The organism is Amycolatopsis sp. YIM 10 (genome assembly GCF_009429145.1).
Taxonomy (GTDB): Bacteria; Actinomycetota; Actinomycetes; order Mycobacteriales; family Pseudonocardiaceae; genus Amycolatopsis.
On sequence record NZ_CP045480.1, the window covers coordinates 3,936,453 to 3,953,651 of the forward strand.

Annotated in this window: 18 protein-coding genes; 8 read left to right on the forward strand and 10 right to left on the reverse strand. The window is 71.1% G+C overall.

Annotated features, from left to right (window positions below):
- The first annotated feature begins 41 nt into the window (after nt 1–41).
- A complete protein-coding gene (locus YIM_RS18990) occupies nt 42–824 on the forward strand; it encodes an IclR family transcriptional regulator (protein ID WP_153031628.1) in 783 nt (260 codons plus the stop codon).
- Here YIM_RS18990 and YIM_RS18995 read toward each other — a convergent pair.
- The gene (locus YIM_RS18995; protein WP_153031629.1) at nt 787–2,244 is read right to left on the reverse strand and encodes a benzaldehyde dehydrogenase; all 1,458 of its coding nucleotides are present in this window, start codon (nt 2,242–2,244) and stop codon (nt 787–789) included. The genes YIM_RS18990 and YIM_RS18995 overlap by 38 nt on opposite strands.
- 168 nt (nt 2,245–2,412) lie before the next feature.
- On the opposite strand from YIM_RS18995, the gene YIM_RS19000 reads away from it, so the two are divergent.
- The 3 genes from YIM_RS19000 to YIM_RS19010 are packed head-to-tail and all read left to right on the forward strand — an operon-like array spanning nt 2,413 to nt 5,493.
- The gene (locus YIM_RS19000) at nt 2,413–3,429 is read left to right on the forward strand and encodes a hypothetical protein (RefSeq protein ID WP_153031630.1); all 1,017 of its coding nucleotides are present in this window, start codon (nt 2,413–2,415) and stop codon (nt 3,427–3,429) included.
- A complete protein-coding gene (locus tag YIM_RS19005; RefSeq protein WP_153031631.1) occupies nt 3,422–3,826 on the forward strand; it encodes a hypothetical protein in 405 nt (134 codons plus the stop codon). The genes YIM_RS19000 and YIM_RS19005 overlap by 8 nt, the downstream gene beginning before the upstream one ends.
- A 20-nt stretch (nt 3,827–3,846) precedes the next feature.
- Nucleotides 3,847–5,493: a hypothetical protein gene (locus tag YIM_RS19010; protein WP_153031632.1), complete on the forward strand. Its 1,647-nt coding sequence runs from the start codon at nt 3,847–3,849 to the stop codon at nt 5,491–5,493.
- 69 nt (nt 5,494–5,562) lie between these two features.
- On the opposite strand, the gene YIM_RS19015 is transcribed toward YIM_RS19010, so the two are convergent.
- Nucleotides 5,563–5,793, reverse strand: a complete 231-nt coding sequence (locus YIM_RS19015) for a hypothetical protein (RefSeq protein WP_153031633.1) — start codon at nt 5,791–5,793, stop codon at nt 5,563–5,565.
- A 142-nt stretch (nt 5,794–5,935) separates the two neighbouring features.
- Between YIM_RS19015 and YIM_RS19020 the strand changes: the two genes are divergently transcribed.
- Entirely contained in the window at nt 5,936–6,880 is a 945-nt protein-coding gene (locus YIM_RS19020; RefSeq protein WP_153031634.1) for a glutathione S-transferase family protein, read from the forward strand.
- 10 nt (nt 6,881–6,890) lie between these two features.
- On the opposite strand, the gene YIM_RS19025 is transcribed toward YIM_RS19020, so the two are convergent.
- From YIM_RS19025 to YIM_RS19040, 4 genes are all read right to left on the reverse strand, one after another.
- Nucleotides 6,891–7,376 (reverse strand): nucleotidyltransferase domain-containing protein, encoded by a 486-nt coding sequence (locus YIM_RS19025; RefSeq protein WP_153031635.1) that lies wholly within the window; start codon nt 7,374–7,376, stop codon nt 6,891–6,893.
- Between the two features lie 67 nt (nt 7,377–7,443).
- Nucleotides 7,444–7,959, reverse strand: coding sequence for a lytic polysaccharide monooxygenase auxiliary activity family 9 protein (locus tag YIM_RS19030; RefSeq protein WP_153031636.1), 516 nt, complete (start codon nt 7,957–7,959; stop codon nt 7,444–7,446).
- 295 nt (nt 7,960–8,254) lie between these two features.
- A complete protein-coding gene (locus YIM_RS19035) occupies nt 8,255–9,208 on the reverse strand; it encodes a helix-turn-helix domain-containing protein (protein ID WP_153031637.1) in 954 nt (317 codons plus the stop codon).
- Nucleotides 9,209–9,215: 7 nt separating this feature from the next.
- A complete protein-coding gene (locus YIM_RS19040) occupies nt 9,216–10,172 on the reverse strand; it encodes an alpha/beta hydrolase (RefSeq protein WP_153031638.1) in 957 nt (318 codons plus the stop codon).
- A gap of 207 nt (nt 10,173–10,379) precedes the next feature.
- Here YIM_RS19040 and YIM_RS19045 point away from each other — a divergent pair, with 207 nt between their 5' ends.
- Nucleotides 10,380–11,273, forward strand: coding sequence for a TIGR03619 family F420-dependent LLM class oxidoreductase (locus YIM_RS19045; RefSeq protein ID WP_153031639.1), 894 nt, complete (start codon nt 10,380–10,382; stop codon nt 11,271–11,273).
- Between the two features lie 492 nt (nt 11,274–11,765).
- Here the strand turns inward: YIM_RS19045 and YIM_RS19050 are convergent, their stop codons facing one another.
- Nucleotides 11,766–12,734 carry an LLM class flavin-dependent oxidoreductase gene (locus YIM_RS19050; RefSeq protein ID WP_153031640.1) on the reverse strand — a complete coding sequence of 323 codons (969 nt, stop codon included), beginning with the start codon at nt 12,732–12,734 and terminating at the stop codon, nt 11,766–11,768.
- Between the two features lie 39 nt (nt 12,735–12,773).
- Nucleotides 12,774–14,126, reverse strand: a complete 1,353-nt coding sequence (locus YIM_RS19055; RefSeq protein WP_194240211.1) for an FAD-binding oxidoreductase — start codon at nt 14,124–14,126, stop codon at nt 12,774–12,776.
- Nucleotides 14,127–14,266: 140 nt separating this feature from the next.
- On the opposite strand from YIM_RS19055, the gene YIM_RS19060 reads away from it, so the two are divergent.
- On the forward strand, nt 14,267–14,938 hold the full coding sequence (locus YIM_RS19060; RefSeq protein WP_153031642.1) for a TetR/AcrR family transcriptional regulator: 672 nt from the start codon (nt 14,267–14,269) through the stop codon (nt 14,936–14,938).
- 35 nt (nt 14,939–14,973) lie between these two features.
- Entirely contained in the window at nt 14,974–16,188 is a 1,215-nt protein-coding gene (locus YIM_RS19065) for a cytochrome P450 (RefSeq protein WP_153031643.1), read from the forward strand.
- Between the two features lie 3 nt (nt 16,189–16,191).
- Here the strand turns inward: YIM_RS19065 and YIM_RS19070 are convergent, their stop codons facing one another.
- Together YIM_RS19070 and YIM_RS19075 are read right to left on the reverse strand one after the other, a co-directional pair.
- A complete protein-coding gene (locus YIM_RS19070; protein WP_153031644.1) occupies nt 16,192–16,650 on the reverse strand; it encodes a DUF4442 domain-containing protein in 459 nt (152 codons plus the stop codon).
- Between the two features lie 50 nt (nt 16,651–16,700).
- Complete coding sequence (locus YIM_RS19075; RefSeq protein WP_153031645.1) at nt 16,701–17,051, reverse strand: DoxX family protein; 351 nt, start codon at nt 17,049–17,051, stop codon at nt 16,701–16,703.
- Between the last annotated feature and the right edge of the window lie 148 nt (nt 17,052–17,199).

Genomic DNA, 17,199 nt, shown 5'->3' on the forward strand with positions numbered 1-17,199 from the left:
ACCGCTTGCCCGCGAGAGGTTCACCGAGCAACATCACCCGGATGAGCGGCGAATCCGCACCGGCACCGAAGTCGGTGCTGGCGCGAGGGCTGTCCCTGCTCGACGCGTTCACCCCCGGCGAGCCGGAGCTGAGCCTGGGTGAACTCGCCGCTCGCAGCGGCCTGCCCAAACCGACCGCGCACCGGCTGCTCGGCGAGCTGGTCGACTGGGGTGCGCTGGAGCGGACCGGGCACGGCGGCTACCGGCTCGCCGCGAAGCTGTTCCGCCTCGGCCAGATGGTGCCGCGCTACCGGATGCTGCGCGAAGCGGCGCTGCCGTTCCTCGAAGGACTGCAGCGGTCCAGCCGGGAGAACGTGCACCTCGCCGTGCCGGACGACGTGTGCACGCTGTTCGTGGAGAAGCTCAGCGGCAGCGAGTCGATGGTCATCCGGTCCAGGGTGGGCGGCCGGATGCCCGCGCACTGCACCGCCACCGGCAAGGTCTTCCTCGCCTGGGGCGGCCGCGACCGGTTCCGCCGCGCGGTCGACGCCGGGCTCGCGCGGCTGACCCCGCGCACCATCGTGCTGCCCGGCCTGCTGCACAAGGACCTGGAGCGCACCAGGGAACGCGGGCTCGGGATCAACCTGGAGGAAGCCGAGCCGGGCGTCACCGCGGTGGCCGCGCCGGTGCTCGGCGCGCACGGCGAGGTGGTGGCCGCGCTGTCCATCACCGGGCACACCCGGCGGCTCGACCTGGACCGGTGCGGCACCGCGGTCCAGGCCGCCGCCGGCGCGCTTTCGGCCGCGCTCAGAAGGGATACCCCGCCACGTCCCCGCGCAGGGTGACCCAGCGGGTTTCGGTGAACGCCTCGATGTTCGCCGCCGCCCCGCCGAAGCGGGAGCCGGTGCCGGAGGCGAGCACGCCGCCGAACGGGGCGTGGGCCTCGTCGTTGACCGTCTGGTCGTTGATGTGCGCGATGCCGGTCGGGATGCGCTCGGCCAGCGCCAGTCCTTTTGCCACGTCCGGGGTGACGATGCCGAGTGACAGACCGTATTCGCTGGCGGCGGCGAGCGCGACGGCCTCGTCGTCGCTGCCGAACCGGGTGACCGGCGCGACCGGGCCGAACACCTCCTGCGCGTAGGCGGGCACCTGCGGCCCGGCGTCGGCGAGCACCGTCGGCCGGTAGAACAGGTCCTGGTAGGTGCCGCCAGCGGCCAGCCGCGCCCCACTGTCCACACTGGACGTGACCAGGTGGTGGATCTTGTCGCGCTGCGCGCCGTCGATGATCGGGCCGAGCGCCACCTGCTCGGTGGCCGGGTCGCCGACCGGCAGGCCGTCGGCCTTCTCGGCCAGCCGCGCCACGTACTCCTCGTAGACCGATTCGTGCACCAGGTGGCGGCCGGTGGTCATGCAGATCTGGCCCTGGTGGAAGAACGAGCCCCAGGCGGCGGCGCTGATGCACTGGTCGAGATCGGCGTCGGCGAGCACGAGCAGCGCGGAGTTGCCGCCGAGTTCGAGGTGGGCGCGCTTGAGGTGACGGCCGGCCAGCTCGCCGACCGCGCGCCCGGCGGCGGTGGAGCCGGTGAACGAGATGACGCGGACGTTCGGGTCCTCGACCAGCGCCGCACCGGCTGTCGCGTCACCGGGCAGGACGTGCAGCACGCCCGCGGGCAGTCCGGCTTCTTCGAACACCGCGGCGAGCGCGAACCCGCCGCAGACCGCGGTGCGCGGGTCGGGCTTGAGCACCACGGAGTTGCCGAGCGCCAGCGCGGGGGCGACCGAGCGGATGGAGAGGATCAGCGGCGCGTTGAACGGCGCGATCACGCCGACCACGCCCGCGGGCACGCGGCGGACCATGCTGGTGCGCGGTGCTTCGCTGGGCAGCAGCTCACCGAGCGGGCGGGAGGGCAGGGCCGCCGCTTCGTAGCATTCCTGGGCCGCGACGTGCAGTTCGAAGTCGGCCTTGCCGGGAATGCTGCCCGCCTCGCGGACGAGCCAGCCGCGGAGTTCGTCGGCGTGTTCCTCCCACAGCCGTCCCGCGCGGCGTAGTACGGCCGCGCGCTCCTGGAACGGGCGGGCGGCCCAGTCGCGTTGCGCGCGGGCGGCCTGCTCGGCGGAGCGGGCGATGGCCGCCGGGTCCGCGAGGCCGTGCCTGCCGAGTTCGGCGCCGGTCGCCGGTTCGGTCACCGGGGCGTCGGCGCCGGTGGACTCCCAGCCGCCGGTGAAGACCCGGCCCTGCCACTGTGCTTCGTCGAGTAGTGCCACGCCGACATGATCCGCCGGTTGGGCCCGCGTGGGGAGGGGGCTCTTCCGGTCACCGGAACGCGTTTTCGGGTGTCCCGGCCTGTCCCGGACGCCGTTTTCCCTGTCCGACCTGGGGATCTCTCTGGTTCGTTGTGATCCGGACTTTTGCTGAGGCGAGGAAGGAAAACGATGCCACGACGTCAGATGACCCGGCTGCGGCGGCGCAGGCTGCCGAAGATCTGGATCTGGGCGGGTTTCGCGGGCGGGCTGAGCGTGGGCGCGGTGGGGGCGGCCGCGATCACCGCGCTCGCCGAGGACGACCGGCCGCCCGTGCTGGCCGCCGCGGACTTCCGCGCGATGCTCGACGACTACCTGGCCGAGGAGGGCTACGTCCCGGACCTTCACCCGGCCGACGAGGTACCACCAGGGGAGTTGCCCGCGGGGGACCTGCCACTGGGGGAGCTGCCTTCGGGGGATCTGCCTTTCGGGGAGACGCCCTCGGGGGAACTGCCGCCACCCGGCCCACTGCCCGCCGACCCGGCTCCGGTCCCGGTCCCGCCGGACCGGATCGCCCCGGTGCGCGACCGGGAGATCCCGCTGGCCCTGCCGCCCGACCTGCTCGATCCCATCGGTTCCCTGGCGACCCCGGTGGTCGCGGCCGCCACCGAACCCGTGTCCGCCCTAGCCGAGCCGGTCTCGGCTCTGGCCGAACCCGTGTCCGCTCTGGCCGAGCCGGTCTCGGCTCCGGCCGAGCCACTCGCCGCGACCGCTGAGCCGATGGTGGCCGAGGCCGAACCGATGATCGCTACCGAGTCGGCGGGTGGCGACCCTCAGCCGGCTCTGGTGCTCGCGGACCCGGTGTCCGCGGGCCCGGCCTCCGCCGAGGCTGCGCCTGCTGAGGTGGCGCCTGCCGAAGTGGTGCCTGCTGAAGCGACGGTGCTGCAGGAGCCGATGACCACCGACTCGGGCGCGATCCTCGCCGAGCCGATGGCCGCCGAACCGGTCGCGGCGGCCGAGCCTGCCCCCGAGCCCGAGCCCGAGCCCGAGCCCGAGCCCGAGCCCGAGCCCGCGCCGCAGCCGGAGATCGCGGAGCCTGGCCCGGCCGTGGTCGGGAGCTACGAAATCGTCGAAGCCGCGCCGGTCGTCGAGGAGGAGCCGAAGGCCGAAACCGCTTCGGTGCTGGAGGAGGTGGGCTCCGGTGAGTAACCAGCGCCGAACCACCACCGAAGACGCGCACCGGCGCTGGCGGGCCGCGGGCCTGCGGGTGCCCGCCGTGGTCCTGGCGACCGCGGTCACGTTCGGTGGCCTCTCCGCTGTCGTGGACGCGGTGGCCACCGCCGCCCCGCCCGCGGCCACGAACGCTTCGCCCGAGAAGAAAGCCGGTCCGCCGAAGAAGAAGGTGCGGTCCGAACGCGAGCGCCACCTCCAGAAGCAGGCGCAGCTGGACCGGAAGTGGTCCGGCAAGGGCGGCACCAAGGCGGCCGATCCGGGGCAGGCCAAGCACAAGGCGAAGCCGTCGGGACAGGCGAAGGCGCCGGACAAGGCGAACTCGTCGAAGAAGACGTCGAAGCCCAAGACCAAGGCACAGGCCAAAACCGCGTAGGGAGGATCGGGTTGAGTTCGATGAGCGAAGAAACCACGCTCGAAAACGCTCGCGCGCGGTTGCGCCGGCTGGGGGTGCAGGTGCCGGTGCTGGCGGCCGCCGCCGCGGTGGCCTTCGGGGGGATTTCCACCGTGGCGCCGGGGATCGCGGCCGCCGCGCCACCGCCGAGCGCGTCCTCCGCGGACGACGACCGCAGTATTCGGCAGAAGCTGAACGAGCTGCGCGAACTGGCCAAGAAGGGGTCGATCTCGTCGGGGGTCCGCGCCAGCCAGTTGCTGGACGCGGTCACCAAGTACTTCCCCGGCTGCGTCGGCAGGTGCCTGGCCGAGAAGATCGCCGGTTCGGGCTCGCTCCCGACCAGCATCTCGTCCCAGCTGAAGCTGGCCGCCGAGTGCGTTTCCGAGTGCTACCTCAAGCGCAAGCTCAAGACCCCGGACCAGGCCTACGAGGAACTGTTGCAGGCCAAGGCCGAGGAGAAGCGCGCTCGCAAGGAACTCCGGAAGGCCAAGGAGTCCGGCGCCGACACCACCAAGCTCGAGGAGAATTACAAGAAGACCCAGGCGGCGACGGGGAAGGCGGAAAAGGAACACGTCCGCGCCGTCGACCGGCACACGGTGGCGAAGCGGGTCAGCGAGTACATCACCGAGCAGGACGCGGCGAAGAAGCGCAACAAGAACGGCGACGACGGTGACGCGCCACCCCAGGCGGTCAAACCGACGAAGCCGCCGAAGGGCGGGCCGAGCACCACTGGCAAGACCGTGGAAACGCCGGGCGCCAAGGCGGTCGCCCCGAAGGTCGGGTCGCGCATCGGCAGAGGTGGTGGTGGCGCGGCCGCGCTGGCGATCCTCGGTGAGCTGGCCGGGCAGAAGTACCAGGAGCACCTGAGCGCGGAACACCGCAAGATGCTGGCGAAGGCGATCGAGGACCCGAAGCTGCGCAAGAACATCGTCGATTACTACAACGGGTACACGAAGGACAATCCCTTCGGGCAGATCATCCGCCCGTTCCAGAAGACCGGGTTCAGCCATGGCGCCGCGATGGACACCGCGCCGGCGCTGATCGAGTTCCAGAAGAAGCTGGACGCCCAGGTCAAGCTGGCGAAGGACCGGGCGGCCAGGTCCAACGCCGATCGGTCGTACCAGCAGGCGAGCAAGGAGTGCCGAGGGGAGAACACCTGCACGACCGACCGGACCCGCGTCCTGCGCGAGCGGGCGCGGCAGGACAAGAACCGCGACGCGCTGATCGCGGACAAGAAGGCCGCGTCGAAGCCGGTGCCGAAGTCGGAGCGTCAGCGGCACATCGACAAGCAGGGGGAGTTGGATCGGCAGTCGCGGGAGCAGTTCGGTAAGGACGGGGACAAGGCGGTCAAGAAGCCGAAGGTGCGGACTGAGCGTCAGCGGCACATCGACAAGCAGGGGGAGTTGGATCGGCAGTCGCGGGAGCAGTTCGGTAAGGACGGGGACAAGGCGGTCAAGAAGCCGAAGGTGCGGACTGAGCGTCAGCGGCACATCGACAAGCAGGGGGAGCTGGACCGCAAGGACCGGGAGCAGCTCGGGACCAAGCCGGTCGAGAACAAGACGCCGACCGGGAAGGCGGGCAAGAACAATGCCAAGAAGAACAACCCGCAGTACCAGGCCGCGCTGAAGAAGCAGAGTATGGCGGCTTGAGCCGAGGGGGGCGGGGAAACGAAAGTGGCTGGGCCGGTCCGCACCGGCCCAGCCACCTTCGTGGTCGGATCAGCCGCCGATCGAGTACGCGTAGAGGTGCCAGCCGTCCATCTGGGTGTACTGGCATCGGGTGCGCACATCGCTGCTGGCCCAGGCATCGGCCGCCACCAGGCACTGCGCCTCGGTGGGATAGCTGCCGATGAAGACCCAGTCGACAGCGGACGCGGTGCCCGCGGCACCGCCGAACATGATGGCCGCGGACGCGGTGAGAATGGCGATTCGCCCGAATATCTTCTTCACCACAAGATCATCACACGGTCAAGGCCGCCGCACGGGGGATTCACCTGTGCGTGAAGGGACACCGCTGTCCTTTGTGGAGCGACACGGCCCGGAGCGCGGACTGATCCGGCACCAACCCCCGTCGCGGTACTAGGCTGGGGGCATGGCTGAGGAGTTCAAGCGGGCACCCAACCACTTCCGCGGCCGGGCGCTGGCCGACGGGTCGTCGCCGTGGCCGGTGGAACCGGGGCGGTATCGGCTGGTCGCCAGCCGCGCGTGCCCGTGGGCCAGCCGCGCGATCATCGTGCGGCGGCTGCTCGGGCTCGAGGACGCGATATCACTGGCGATCGTCGACCCCATCCAGGACGAGCGCAGCTGGCGCTTCACCCTCGACCCCGGCGGGCGCGACCCGGTGCTCGGCATCCACTTCCTGTCCGAGGCCTACCACGCCGCCGAGCCCGACTACGACGGCGGCGTCAGCGTGCCCGCCCTGGTCGACGTGCCCAGCGGCAAGCTGGTCTCCAACGACTATCCGCAGCTCACCCTCGACATGTCCACCGAATGGACCGCCTACCACCGCGAAGGCGCCCCCGAGCTGTACCCCGAGAAGCTGCGCGACGAGATCGACGCGGTCAACGAGGTGGTCTTCCGCGACATCAACAACGGCGTCTACGCGATCGGCTTCACCCGCGACCAGGCCGCCTACGACCGCCGGTTCAACCGGCTCTTCGACCGCCTCGACGAACTCTCGCAACGCCTGGAAAGCCGCCGCTACCTGGTCGGCGACACGATCACCGAGGCCGACATCCGGTTGTTCGTCACCCTGGTCCGCTTCGACGCGGTCTACCACGGCCACTTCAAGTGCAACCTGCTCAAGCTCACCGAGATGCCGGTGCTGTGGGCCTACACCCGCGACCTGTTCCAGACCCCCGGATTCGGCGACACCGTCGATTTCGACCACATCAAACGGCACTACTACGTGGTGCACGACAACATCAATCCGAGCGGGATCGTGCCCGCCGGGCCGGACCTGTCCGGCTGGAGCACCCCGCACGGCCGTGAAGCGCTGGGCGGGCGCCCGTTCGGGGACGGCACGCCACCGAACTAGAACACCGGGCTTAGAACGCCGTGGTGACACCGAATTCGGCGCGCAACTGGGCCATGTCGTGCAGATCGCGTTCGCGCGGTTCGTAACCCTGGTGGAACAGCAGTTGCCGGCCGACCGAAAGGCACGGTACCTCGACGCCCTCGATCCGGCCGGTGACGAAGCAGTCGGCGGGATAGGTGAAGGTGGCGCCGTTGTTGTCGGCGGACTGGACGGCCGAACCGTCCTCGGCGAACCGGACGGGGTGCATGTCCAGCTCCGCCGGACCGTCGAGCACGAACCGCACCGGCCGCAGGTCCAGGGTTTCGGCGAAGCCTTCCTCGGTCAGCACCGCCAGCGCGGCGGGTTCGCGGGTCTGATCGTGGATCAGGTCGAGGTCCGCGTGCGGCCGCGTCTGCCTGCCGACGAGCGCGTCGATGCCCCAGCCGCCGCCGATCCACACCGGCACGCCCGCCTCGCCGAATCGGCGGAGCAGGTGCAGCACGAGCGAGGCTTCCATGATCACCGAGTTTAACGGGGGAGCGGGGGGCGGATGTCCGCCCCCGCTCCCCCGATCAGCGGTCCGGTCAGCTGACCTGCAGGTCGATGCAGGCGTAGAAGGCGTTCGTGGTGTCGGCGACGTTCCAGATGGCCAGCACGGTCTGGCGGCCGCTGCTGGGCATGTTCACCTGGTGGGTGACCGTGGCGGGCGGCTGCTGGCCACCGCCGTCGATGTCGGCGATCTTCTGGCCGCCGACGTAGTACTCGTAGTTCGAGGTCTTGTGCCGCGCGGTGAAGGTCCAGGTGAAGTCCACCGTCCGGCCGACCTGGGCGGCCTGCCACGGCTTGTTGTTGTCGTTCAGCTCGGCGAACTGCGGCACGCCGCCGTTGCACTCGCGCAGGCCCTTCGGGCCCTCGACGCTCTGCGGTTCGTACTTGATCGCACCGCATTCGACCACGCCCTGCGCGCACTGCGCCTGACGGCTGGCCGGGGCGTTCACGTAGCCGTGGGCGCTGGCCGTACCGGCCGGGATGGCCACCAGCGCGATCGGTGCGACGGCGGCACCCAGCGCGGCGGCGAGCAGTTTCCTCTTGGCGGTCATGTCAGCTCCTTAAGGGAACCGTTGGTGGGGAGGGAGTTTTGGCTTGCAGAAGCGGGTTTCCCGCTTGCCAACGTGGTCTAGACCATACGCCCGGTGGTTGGCATGGTCAAGAGATGTCAAAATCTTGTCCGGGTTGGTGACTTGCCGACGCAAGTAGGTTGTGTCAACCGGGGAACCCGGCTACAAAAGACGGGTTTGGCTCCCCGGTGCTCCGTCGTCGGCCGGATTCAGTCCATTGTGGACGCCGACTGTCAGGCGGCTCGCGGCGCGGCGCGCGGCGGTGAGATCCGGGTGTTCACTCCGGGTTCCGGTGCAGGCGCCACAGCGCGATCGCCAGTTGCAGCCGCAGCCGCCCCCGCGGATCGCGGACGGGCCAGCCGAGCAGCGTCTCACCGTGCGCGAGCCGCTCCTGCAACGTGGAATTGTGCACCACCAGCGTGGTCGCGGCCGTGCGCAGGCTCGGGCTGCCCGCCACGGCGACCAGTGTCGGCAACACCCACGGCGCGCAGTTCAGTGCGCGCTCGAACGCCACCACGTCCGGCACCGGCGCGGTGTCGTGGCCGACGGCGGTGGCCAGCACGGCGAGCCCGCCCAGCTCGTCGGCGTGCACCACGCGCGGCCCCGGATCCGGGTCGGTGGCGGCGAACCGGAGAGCGGTCCTGGCCGCCGCCAGTGAGCCGGGCAGTTCCGGCACCGGCACCACCGGCCCGACGCCCTGCCGCTCTTCGCCGGGAACGGGCGTTCCGGCGGCCTCCACGCGGGTGCGGCCGCCTTCGAGCGCGACGGCTCGCGCGGTCTCGCCGAGACCGAGCCGTCGCGCCGCGCGCGACCTCGCCTCGACCGGGGCGGTCGCGTCGAGCACGACCTCGCGCGGGTCGCGTTCGACGGTCCGGTCGAGCACGCCGTGCACGGCGGCCACCGCTCGTTCGAGCACCATCGCGTCGACCGGACCAGCGGGCCCGTGCCGTTCCAGGCAGAGCACGCCACCGGACCGGAGGTCGGCCCGCGGCCAGCCCGCGTCCGGCGGCGGCCCGTCGCCGAGGCGGTTGCCGTCCGGATCGACGCGGATCCGCACGCGGCGATCCGGCACGGTCAGCCGCGCGACGGCACCGGAGAGCACCGCCGCGCCCCGCACCATCGGCTCCAGCCCGGCGTGCGACTCGACCAGGCGATCGAAGTAGGCGATCACCTTGAGCGCCGCGCCGGCGTCCGGATCGAGGGCGGAGAGCCTGCCGACGAGATCCTTCATCCCACCATCATGCGCCGAGCACGCGCCGCAGCCACGGCAGCCGCGGCGCCCGCGCCGCCGCGGAGATGGCCGCCTGCGGGGCGAGGCCGTCGAACCCGTGGAACCCGCCCGGCCAGACGTGCAGCTCGGCCTGCCCGCCCGCCTGCCACAGCCGCGTCGCGTAGTCGACCGCCTCGTCGCGGAAGGTCTCCGCCGAGCCGACGTCGATGAACGCCGGGGGCAGGCCGGACAGGTCCTCGGCGCGCGCCGGCGCGGCGTAGGGGGAGACCTCCGGCGTGCCGCGCCGGTCGCCGAGCAGCGCGGTCCAGCCCACCTCGTTCGCGGCGCGGTCCCAGATGCCGAGGCCGAGCATCTGGTGCGCCGACGTGGTGTCGTTGCGGTCGTCCAGCATCGGGCACAGCAGCATCTGCGCGGTCGGCGCCGGGCCGCCGCGGTCGCGGGCGAGCAGCGCGGTCGCCGCGGCCAGGCCGCCGCCCGCGCTCACCCCGGCGAGCACCAGCGGCCCGTCGAACCGTTCGGCCGTCCACGCCAGACCGGCGTAACAGTCCTCGACCGGCGCCGGGTGCGGGTGCTCCGGCGCGAGCCGGTAGTCGACCGAGACCACGGCGAGCCCGAGTTCCGCGGCCCAGTCCAGCGCGTAGGCCAGGTCGGGGGAGCGGTGGCTGCCGAGGATCATGCCGCCGCCGTGCACGTAGTAGATCGCGCCGGTCACCGGGCCGGCGGGGCGGACGACCAGCAGCCGCAGCCCGGGACTGTCCGCCGGACCGGGAACGGTGAGTTCCTCGAATTCGAAGTCACCGCCGTGCCGCAGGTCTTCGTCGGAGAGTTCCAGCTCGGAGTACTCGGCGCGCCGGGTGGCGATGTCCAGCTCGGCGAACCGGCTCGGCATCTGCTCCTTCAGCACCTCGAGCGCGGCGGCGAGTTCGGCGTCGAACGGCGGCGGGGTGGGGGCGGTGGTGGTCATCGGGCTCTCCCTCGGTTCGGTCCTGCCGTCATCTTCGGTCGTGCCCGTGCAGCCACGCGGCGGGAATGTCCCGCCAGTCGGCGGGTTCGGTGCTCCCGGTGCGACCGCGCCGACCGGTCTGACCTGGGATACTTGAACGCGCAACTAAATCTGAGTAGTAGTGGCGGTGGGGCCGGTTCCGCCCCTTCGCACTGCAGAGGAGTCTCCATGCGGCTTGGGTTCAGTCTTCCGGTGTTCGGCAAAGCGGCGGCTTCACCGGGTGGGATCGCGCGGTACGCGCGCGCGGCCGAGGAAGCGGGGGCGGCCAGCCTCTGGGTGGGGGACCGGTTGCTGTCGCCGGTCGCGCCCGAGGTGTCCTATCCCGGTTACGACACGATGCCCGAGGAGTTCTGGACCGCGCAGGACCCGTTCGTCGCGCTGGCCGTGGCGGCGGCGGTGACCGAGACCGCGATCCTGGGCTCCAGCACCATCAACGCGACGCAGTACCAGCCCGCCAACTTCGCCAGGCAGCTGACCAGCATCGACGTGGCCAGCAACGGCAGGCTGCTGCCCGGTCTCGGCATCGGCTGGTCGCCCGACGAGTACGCGGCCGTCGGCATCCCGATGGCCGAGCGGGGCAAGCGGCTGGACGACCTGCTCGATCTGCTGGACAAGTGGTGGACCCAGGACCTGGTGTCGCACGAGGGCGTCGGGTACACGGTCCCGGAGACCCACGTCGACCTCAAGCCGGTGCGCAAGCCGCCGGTGCACCTGGCGGGATTCGGCGAGCGGTCGCAGCGCCGGGTCGCCGAGCGGGCTGACGGCTGGCTGCCGGTGTGGTCGGTGCCCGAGCAGTTCCCGGCCGACGTGCTGACCGGGGCGCTGGCCAAGATCCGGGCCAACGCGGAAAAGGCGGGCCGCGATCCGCGGGCGCTGGGCGTGGCGCTGCGTGTGAACGCCGACCCCGGCACCGACCCCGCGCTCATCGCGGAGTCGGTGTCGAAGATCGTTGACACGCTGGAGCCGGACCACACGTTCGTGGACCTGACTTACCTGACCAGCAGTGTGGACGAGCACATCGAGCTGACGGGCCGCCTGCTGGACCTGACCGCGAAGGGCTGACTCCGACGCTGAGCCAGGCCGCCGCCGCGCGCATCGGTGACTTGCCGCGAGCGCGCGGTGGCTGCCCCGCGGTGGGCAGGCGCTTGCGCCGGGCGCGCGGCTTGCCGCGGCAGGCGTGGCCTGTGACAGCCGGGCGCGGCTTGCGGTGGGCGGGCACGGTTTGCGCCGGATGCGCACGACTTGCCGCGGGCGTGCACGGCCCGCTGCGGGAGCACACGACTCGCTGCGGACGCGCACGGCTCGCTGCGGGAACGCGTGGCGCCGCGGGCAGGCGCGACCGGCCGCTGGCCTGCGCGGCCCGTCGCGGGCGTGCCGTGGGTGCCCGCGACCTGGGCGGGCGCGCACGACCTGCCGCGGGTACACGCCGCCTGCCGCGGGGTGCGTGGCCCGCGGTGGGGCGCAGCCTGCGGCTGGCGCGTGGCCTGCGGCTGGCGCGCAGCCTGCGGTGGGGCGTGGCCCGCGGTGGGCGTGCGGCTCGCCGCAGGGTATGGGTCAGCGTTTGGCTGCCTCGGCGACCGCGCCGGCGGCGGCGATTGCCTTGTCCTCCTCTCCTACCGGGATCAGCACCACGGATTCGGCGCCCGCCCCGTGCAGGGCGCGTACCTGTTCCACGCATCGCGTCTGGTCGCCCGAGATGCTGAGCCGGTCCACCCATTCCGGAGACAGGTCGGCCGACAGGTCCGCGCCCTGCTCGATCAGGGAGAGCAGGTCCCCGGCGAAGGGCAGCGGCCGGATGTGCGGAGCGGTCGACTCCTGCAGGCAGCCGACCACGTACGGGCGCACGAGTGCCCGCGCCCGCGCGGGATCGTCGTCCATGGCGAAGAAGTTGTACGCCACGATCGAATGCCGCTCCGGCGCCCCCGGCTCACCCGCGCCCTCGGTGATGCTCGCCAGCGCCGCCCGCACGTACTCCGGGCTGGACGGCTCGGCCAGGATGGTGCCGTCCGCCGCGGCCCCGGAGACGGCCAGTGAACGCGGACCGCGCACCCCGCTGAGCACCGGCGGCACCACCTCCGGCGGGAACTCCAGCTGCACGTCATCTAACCGGACGTGCTTGCCCTGAAAGGAAATCCGCTCCCCGGCGAGCAAGCCGCGCACGGTGGTGAGCGTCTCGCGCAACGCGGCGAGCGGCGAGGGCGGGTACGCGCCGATCTGCCGCATCCACGACGGCACCCCGTGCCCGAACCCGGCGATCAACCGGCCCGGGTGCAGCCCGGCCAGCGTCGCCAGTTCCATCGCCGCGATCGCCGGATTGCGCGCCACCGTCGGCAGCACCCCGATGCCGACGGTGATCCGCTCGGTCGCGGCCAGCACCGAGGACGCGACCGCCACGCCGCCGGTGAAGAAGCAGTCCTCGACCACCCACACCTCGTCGAGCCCGGCTTCCTCGGCCTGGCGCGCCAAGCTGACCAGCCGCGCCGGAGGCAGCCGGCACGGCACCATCACACCCACACGATTCATGCCGGAGACGCTAGCGGTGATCACCGACAAAAACCCGGCTCAGGCGAAAACGCGACCTGGATTGAGGATTCCCAGCGGATCGAGGCTCGCTTTCAGCTGCCGGTGCGTCCACAGCGCCGCGTCGTCGAGTTCGCGGGCGAGCCAATCCCGTTTGAGCACACCGACTCCGTGCTCACCGGTGATGGTGCCGCCCAGCCGCAGGCCGAGGTCCATCACCGCGGCGAACGCGGCCTGCGCGGCGGCGACCTGCGCCGGGTCGGTGTCGTCGAAGATGACCGACGGGTGCATGTTCCCGTCACCGGCGTGGCCCGCGCAGGTGATCCGCACACCGTGCTCGGCCGCGATCACGTCCAGCCCCTCGACCAGCTCGGCCAGCCGCCCGCGCGGCACGCACACGTCGTCGACGAGGCTGGTGCCGAGCGCTTCGTGCGCCGGGCCGACCAGCCGCCGCGCCTGCATCAGCAGCTCGCCCTCCGCCGGGTCGTCGGCGACCACCACCTCGTCGGCCTTGCAGTCGAGCGCGGCGCGTTCGAACGCGGCCAGTTCCTCCGCGGCGGCGCCCGCGTCGGACTGGGCGATCAGCACCCCGCCCACCTCCGGCGGGAAACCCAGGTCCACCAAGGCGGAAACCGCGCGCACGGTCTCGGCGTCCATGAACTCCAGCACCGACGGCCGGTGCCCCTCGCCGAGATAGGCCGCGACCGCGCGGCACGCGTCGGCGGGTGAGGGGAAGAACGCGACGGCGGTGAGCGGGCGCCGCGCGGCGGGCCGCAGCGCGAGGGTGATCTCGGTGATCACGCCGAGCGTGCCCTCGGAACCGACGAACAGGCTCGTCAGGTCGTACCCGGCCACGCCCTTCGCGGTGCGGCGCCCGGTCCGCATCACCCGGCCGTCGGCCAGCACCACTTCCAGCCCCCGCACGAAATCGCCGGTGACGCCGTACTTCACGCAGCACATGCCACCGGCGTTGGTGGCCACGTTGCCGCCGATCGTGGAGATCTCCATCGAACCGGGATCGGGCGGGTAGTACAGCCCGCGTTCGGCGACCGCGGCGGCGAGCGCGCCGTTGAGCACGCCCGGCCGCACCACGGCCAGCTGCTCGGCCACGTCGATTTCGACGATCTGGGCCATTTTTTCCAGGCACAGCAGCACACAGCCGTCGAGCGCGTTCGCCGCGCCGGACAACCCGGTCCGCGCTCCCTGCGGCACCACCGGAACGCGGTGCTCACTCGCCCAGCGCAACGCCACCGAGACCTCCTCGGTGCTGCGCGCGCGGACCAGCACGGCCGGGTCACCGCTGGGGCAGAAGGAAGCCCGGTCGTGCCGGTAGGCGGCGAGCACGTCGGGATCATCGACCGCCGAACCGGGCAGGAGCTGGACAAGCGGGTGCACGGAGCCTCCCTGGGAAGTGCGGGTCTTTCCATTGTCCGGCAAAGGTGGCCAATTCCTTGCCGAGCCGGTCGCGGCAGCGCTACATTAGCCGCATGACCGGATGACCAGATTCGAAATCTGGTCAAAATCTAGGGGTTGACGTGCGAGGACGAGCAGATCGCATTCTGGACGCGGCGGGTGCGCTGTTGCTGAGGCACGGCTACCGGAAGCTGACCATCGGCGACATCGCGGAGAAGGCCGGGGTCGGCAAGGGCACGGTCTACCTGCACTGGCGGGCCAAGCACGAATTGTTCGAAGCGCTGATGATGCGGGAGTCGATCGCGCTGGTCGACGAGCTGCTCGCCGAGCTGAGGGCCGATCCGGCCGTTATCGCGCCGCACCGGATCTTCCCGCGCGTGTTCGAGCTGACCTCCCGCCGGCGGCTGGTCACCGCGCTGATCACCGGGGACACCGAGCTGCTCGGCAAACTGGCCGACGGCAGTGCGCGCAGCTACAAGCTGCTCGCCAACGAGCGGAGCTTCGAGGTGCTCGTGCGTTACGGCCTGCTGCGCGGCGACCTGCCGAGCGTGCAGTACGCGTTGCAGGCCACGATCGCCGGTTTCTACCTCTACGACTCGCTGGACCCGGTGACCGGCGCGCGGCTGGACCTGGAGACGAAGGCGCAACTGCTGGCCCACACCATCCGGCACGCCTTCGAGTGCGCCGAACCGGGCCGGCTCGAACCAGCCGCCGCCGAGTTCGTCGAGCTGATGTCCGAACTCGCGGAGAACTACCGGAAGTCGATCTACTCGAGCGATCCGGGAACCGGCTGAGGCGGAAACCTCACCACCACAGAAGGGGATTCGTCATGACAGGGACCAAAGATCCGACGCTGCTCGCGGACCGGTGGGGGATCAACCCCGAGCAGTTCTGGCTGCGGGGGCGGGTGCCGGAGCGGTCGGTGTCCTACGACCCGAAGAAGGGCATGTGGAACGTCTACGGCTACCGCGACGTGGTGCAGGTGCTCAGCGATCCGGCGACCTACTCGTCGGAGACCTTCCGGCTGCTGCCGGAGCGCAAGGAGTTCACCGAGGGCAGCATCATCTCGATGGACCCGCCGTTGCACCAGAAGCTGCGGAAGCTGGTCAGCCACGCGTTCACGCCGAAGGTGATCGCCGATCTGGAACCGCGGATCGCCGAGCTGACCCACGAGCTGCTCGACCGGGCGGAGGCCGCCGGTGACCGGATCGACCTGGTCGCCGATCTGGCCTACCCGCTGCCGGTGATCGTGATCGCCGAACTGCTCGGGGTGCCCGCCGAGGACCGGGATCTGTTCAAGCAGTGGGTGGACAAGCTGCTGGAGCGTTCCGGCGAGTTCTCGCTGACCGAGCAGAGCGAAGAGCAGGAAAAGGCGATGGAAACCACCATGGAACAGGTGGGCCACCTCGTCGACTACCTGGGTGAGCACGCGGCCGAGCGGCGGCGGAAACCACGCGGGGACCTGCTCACCAAACTGGTCGAGGCCGAAGTGGACGGAGTGCGCCTGACCGATCGCGAGGTGGTCAACTTCGCCAACGTGCTGTTGATCGCCGGGCACATCACCACCACCATGCTGCTCGGCAACACCGTGCTCTGCCTGGACGAGCACCCCGGCGAGAAGGCCAAGGTGCTCACCGATCGCGAACTGGTGCCCAGCGCGATCGAGGAGTCGCTGCGCTTCCTCAGCCCGTTCGCCGTCACCGCGCGGGTCACCAACGTCGATGCCGAACTGGGCGGCACCGTCATCGAGGCCGAGCAGATGGTGCTGACCTGGCTGGCCGCGGCGAACCGGGATCCGGCGCATTTCACCGATCCGGGCGTGTTCGACGTGACGCGCGAGCCCAACAAGCAGATCGCGTTCGGCCGTGGCATCCACTTCTGCATCGGTGCGCCGCTGGCCCGGCTGGAGGGCCGGGTGGCGCTGAACATCCTGCTCGACCGGTTCCCCGGCCTGCGCACGGATCCGGACGAGGCCCCGGAGTTCATCCCGGCGCCGACGATGACCGGGGTGCGCAAGCTTCCCTTGCTGCTCAAGGACTCCTGACGCTCAGGAGTTCCGGCGCACGCTCCACCGGAACTCGCCGGTGCACACGACGGTGCCGCTTTCATCGGTGATCTCGGCGGTGGTGGCCAGGCGGACCTTGGCGGTGGTGCCGTCGAACAGGGTGCGTGCCAGCTCGGCGGCCGGTTCGTCCAGTGCGCAGCCGGCCACCAGCTTTCCCTTGGCGGGAGCCAGGAAGCGCAGCTGGGCGGCGAAGCCGAGCGGCACCACGCCGTCGAATTCGGCTTCGTCGCGGGCGGCGGCGATCACCGCGGCGAGACCGGCGGCGTCGAGCAGTGCGACCAGCCCGCTCGAATGCAGGCTGCCGATGACGTTGGCGAAGGCGGGTGCCGGACCGGCCGTGACCTCCGCCGCGCCGTCGGCGGCGCGCAGCACACGCAGGCCGAGCGTTCTGTTGGCCGGGATCGGTTCCAGCAGGCGGCGCGCCAGCGCGGTTAGGTCCACGCGCCCTTCCTACGCGCGTGGACTGTCCGCGTGGCGAACGGCGGATGAACTCAGGCGATGGGTATCAGTACGGCCGTCGCCGCGGAGATGAGGGTGAGCACGGCCGGGGGCACGATGTGCGCGGGCGCGTCCTTCGCGCGCACGTGGTAGTAGACCGCGCCGATCATCAGCACGGTCAGGCCGATCGCCGCGGCCAGGCCGAGCGGCATCCAGAACAAGCCGATGATCAGCCCCGCCGCCGCGGCGACTTCGAGCGCGCCGATGATCCGGCTCAGGTTCTGCGAGTACCCGAGCTGTTCGGCCGATTTTTTCATCGCGTCCACGTTCGCCAGTTTCGCCAGGCCGGAGCCCAGGAACACCGCGGCCAGCAGGATCGAGAGCACAACGACAACGGTCGACACGGCACGCTCCACGGGGAGGGTAAGTCGGGGCGTACCACCGTAGCGCGCGCTGACTATCCCGACTACTAGTGATCCGGATCACAAATGGGTGTCGAACCGGGCCGACCCGGGAGCCGTGTCTCCGGGGGTAGTCGCTCGTACCGGAGGT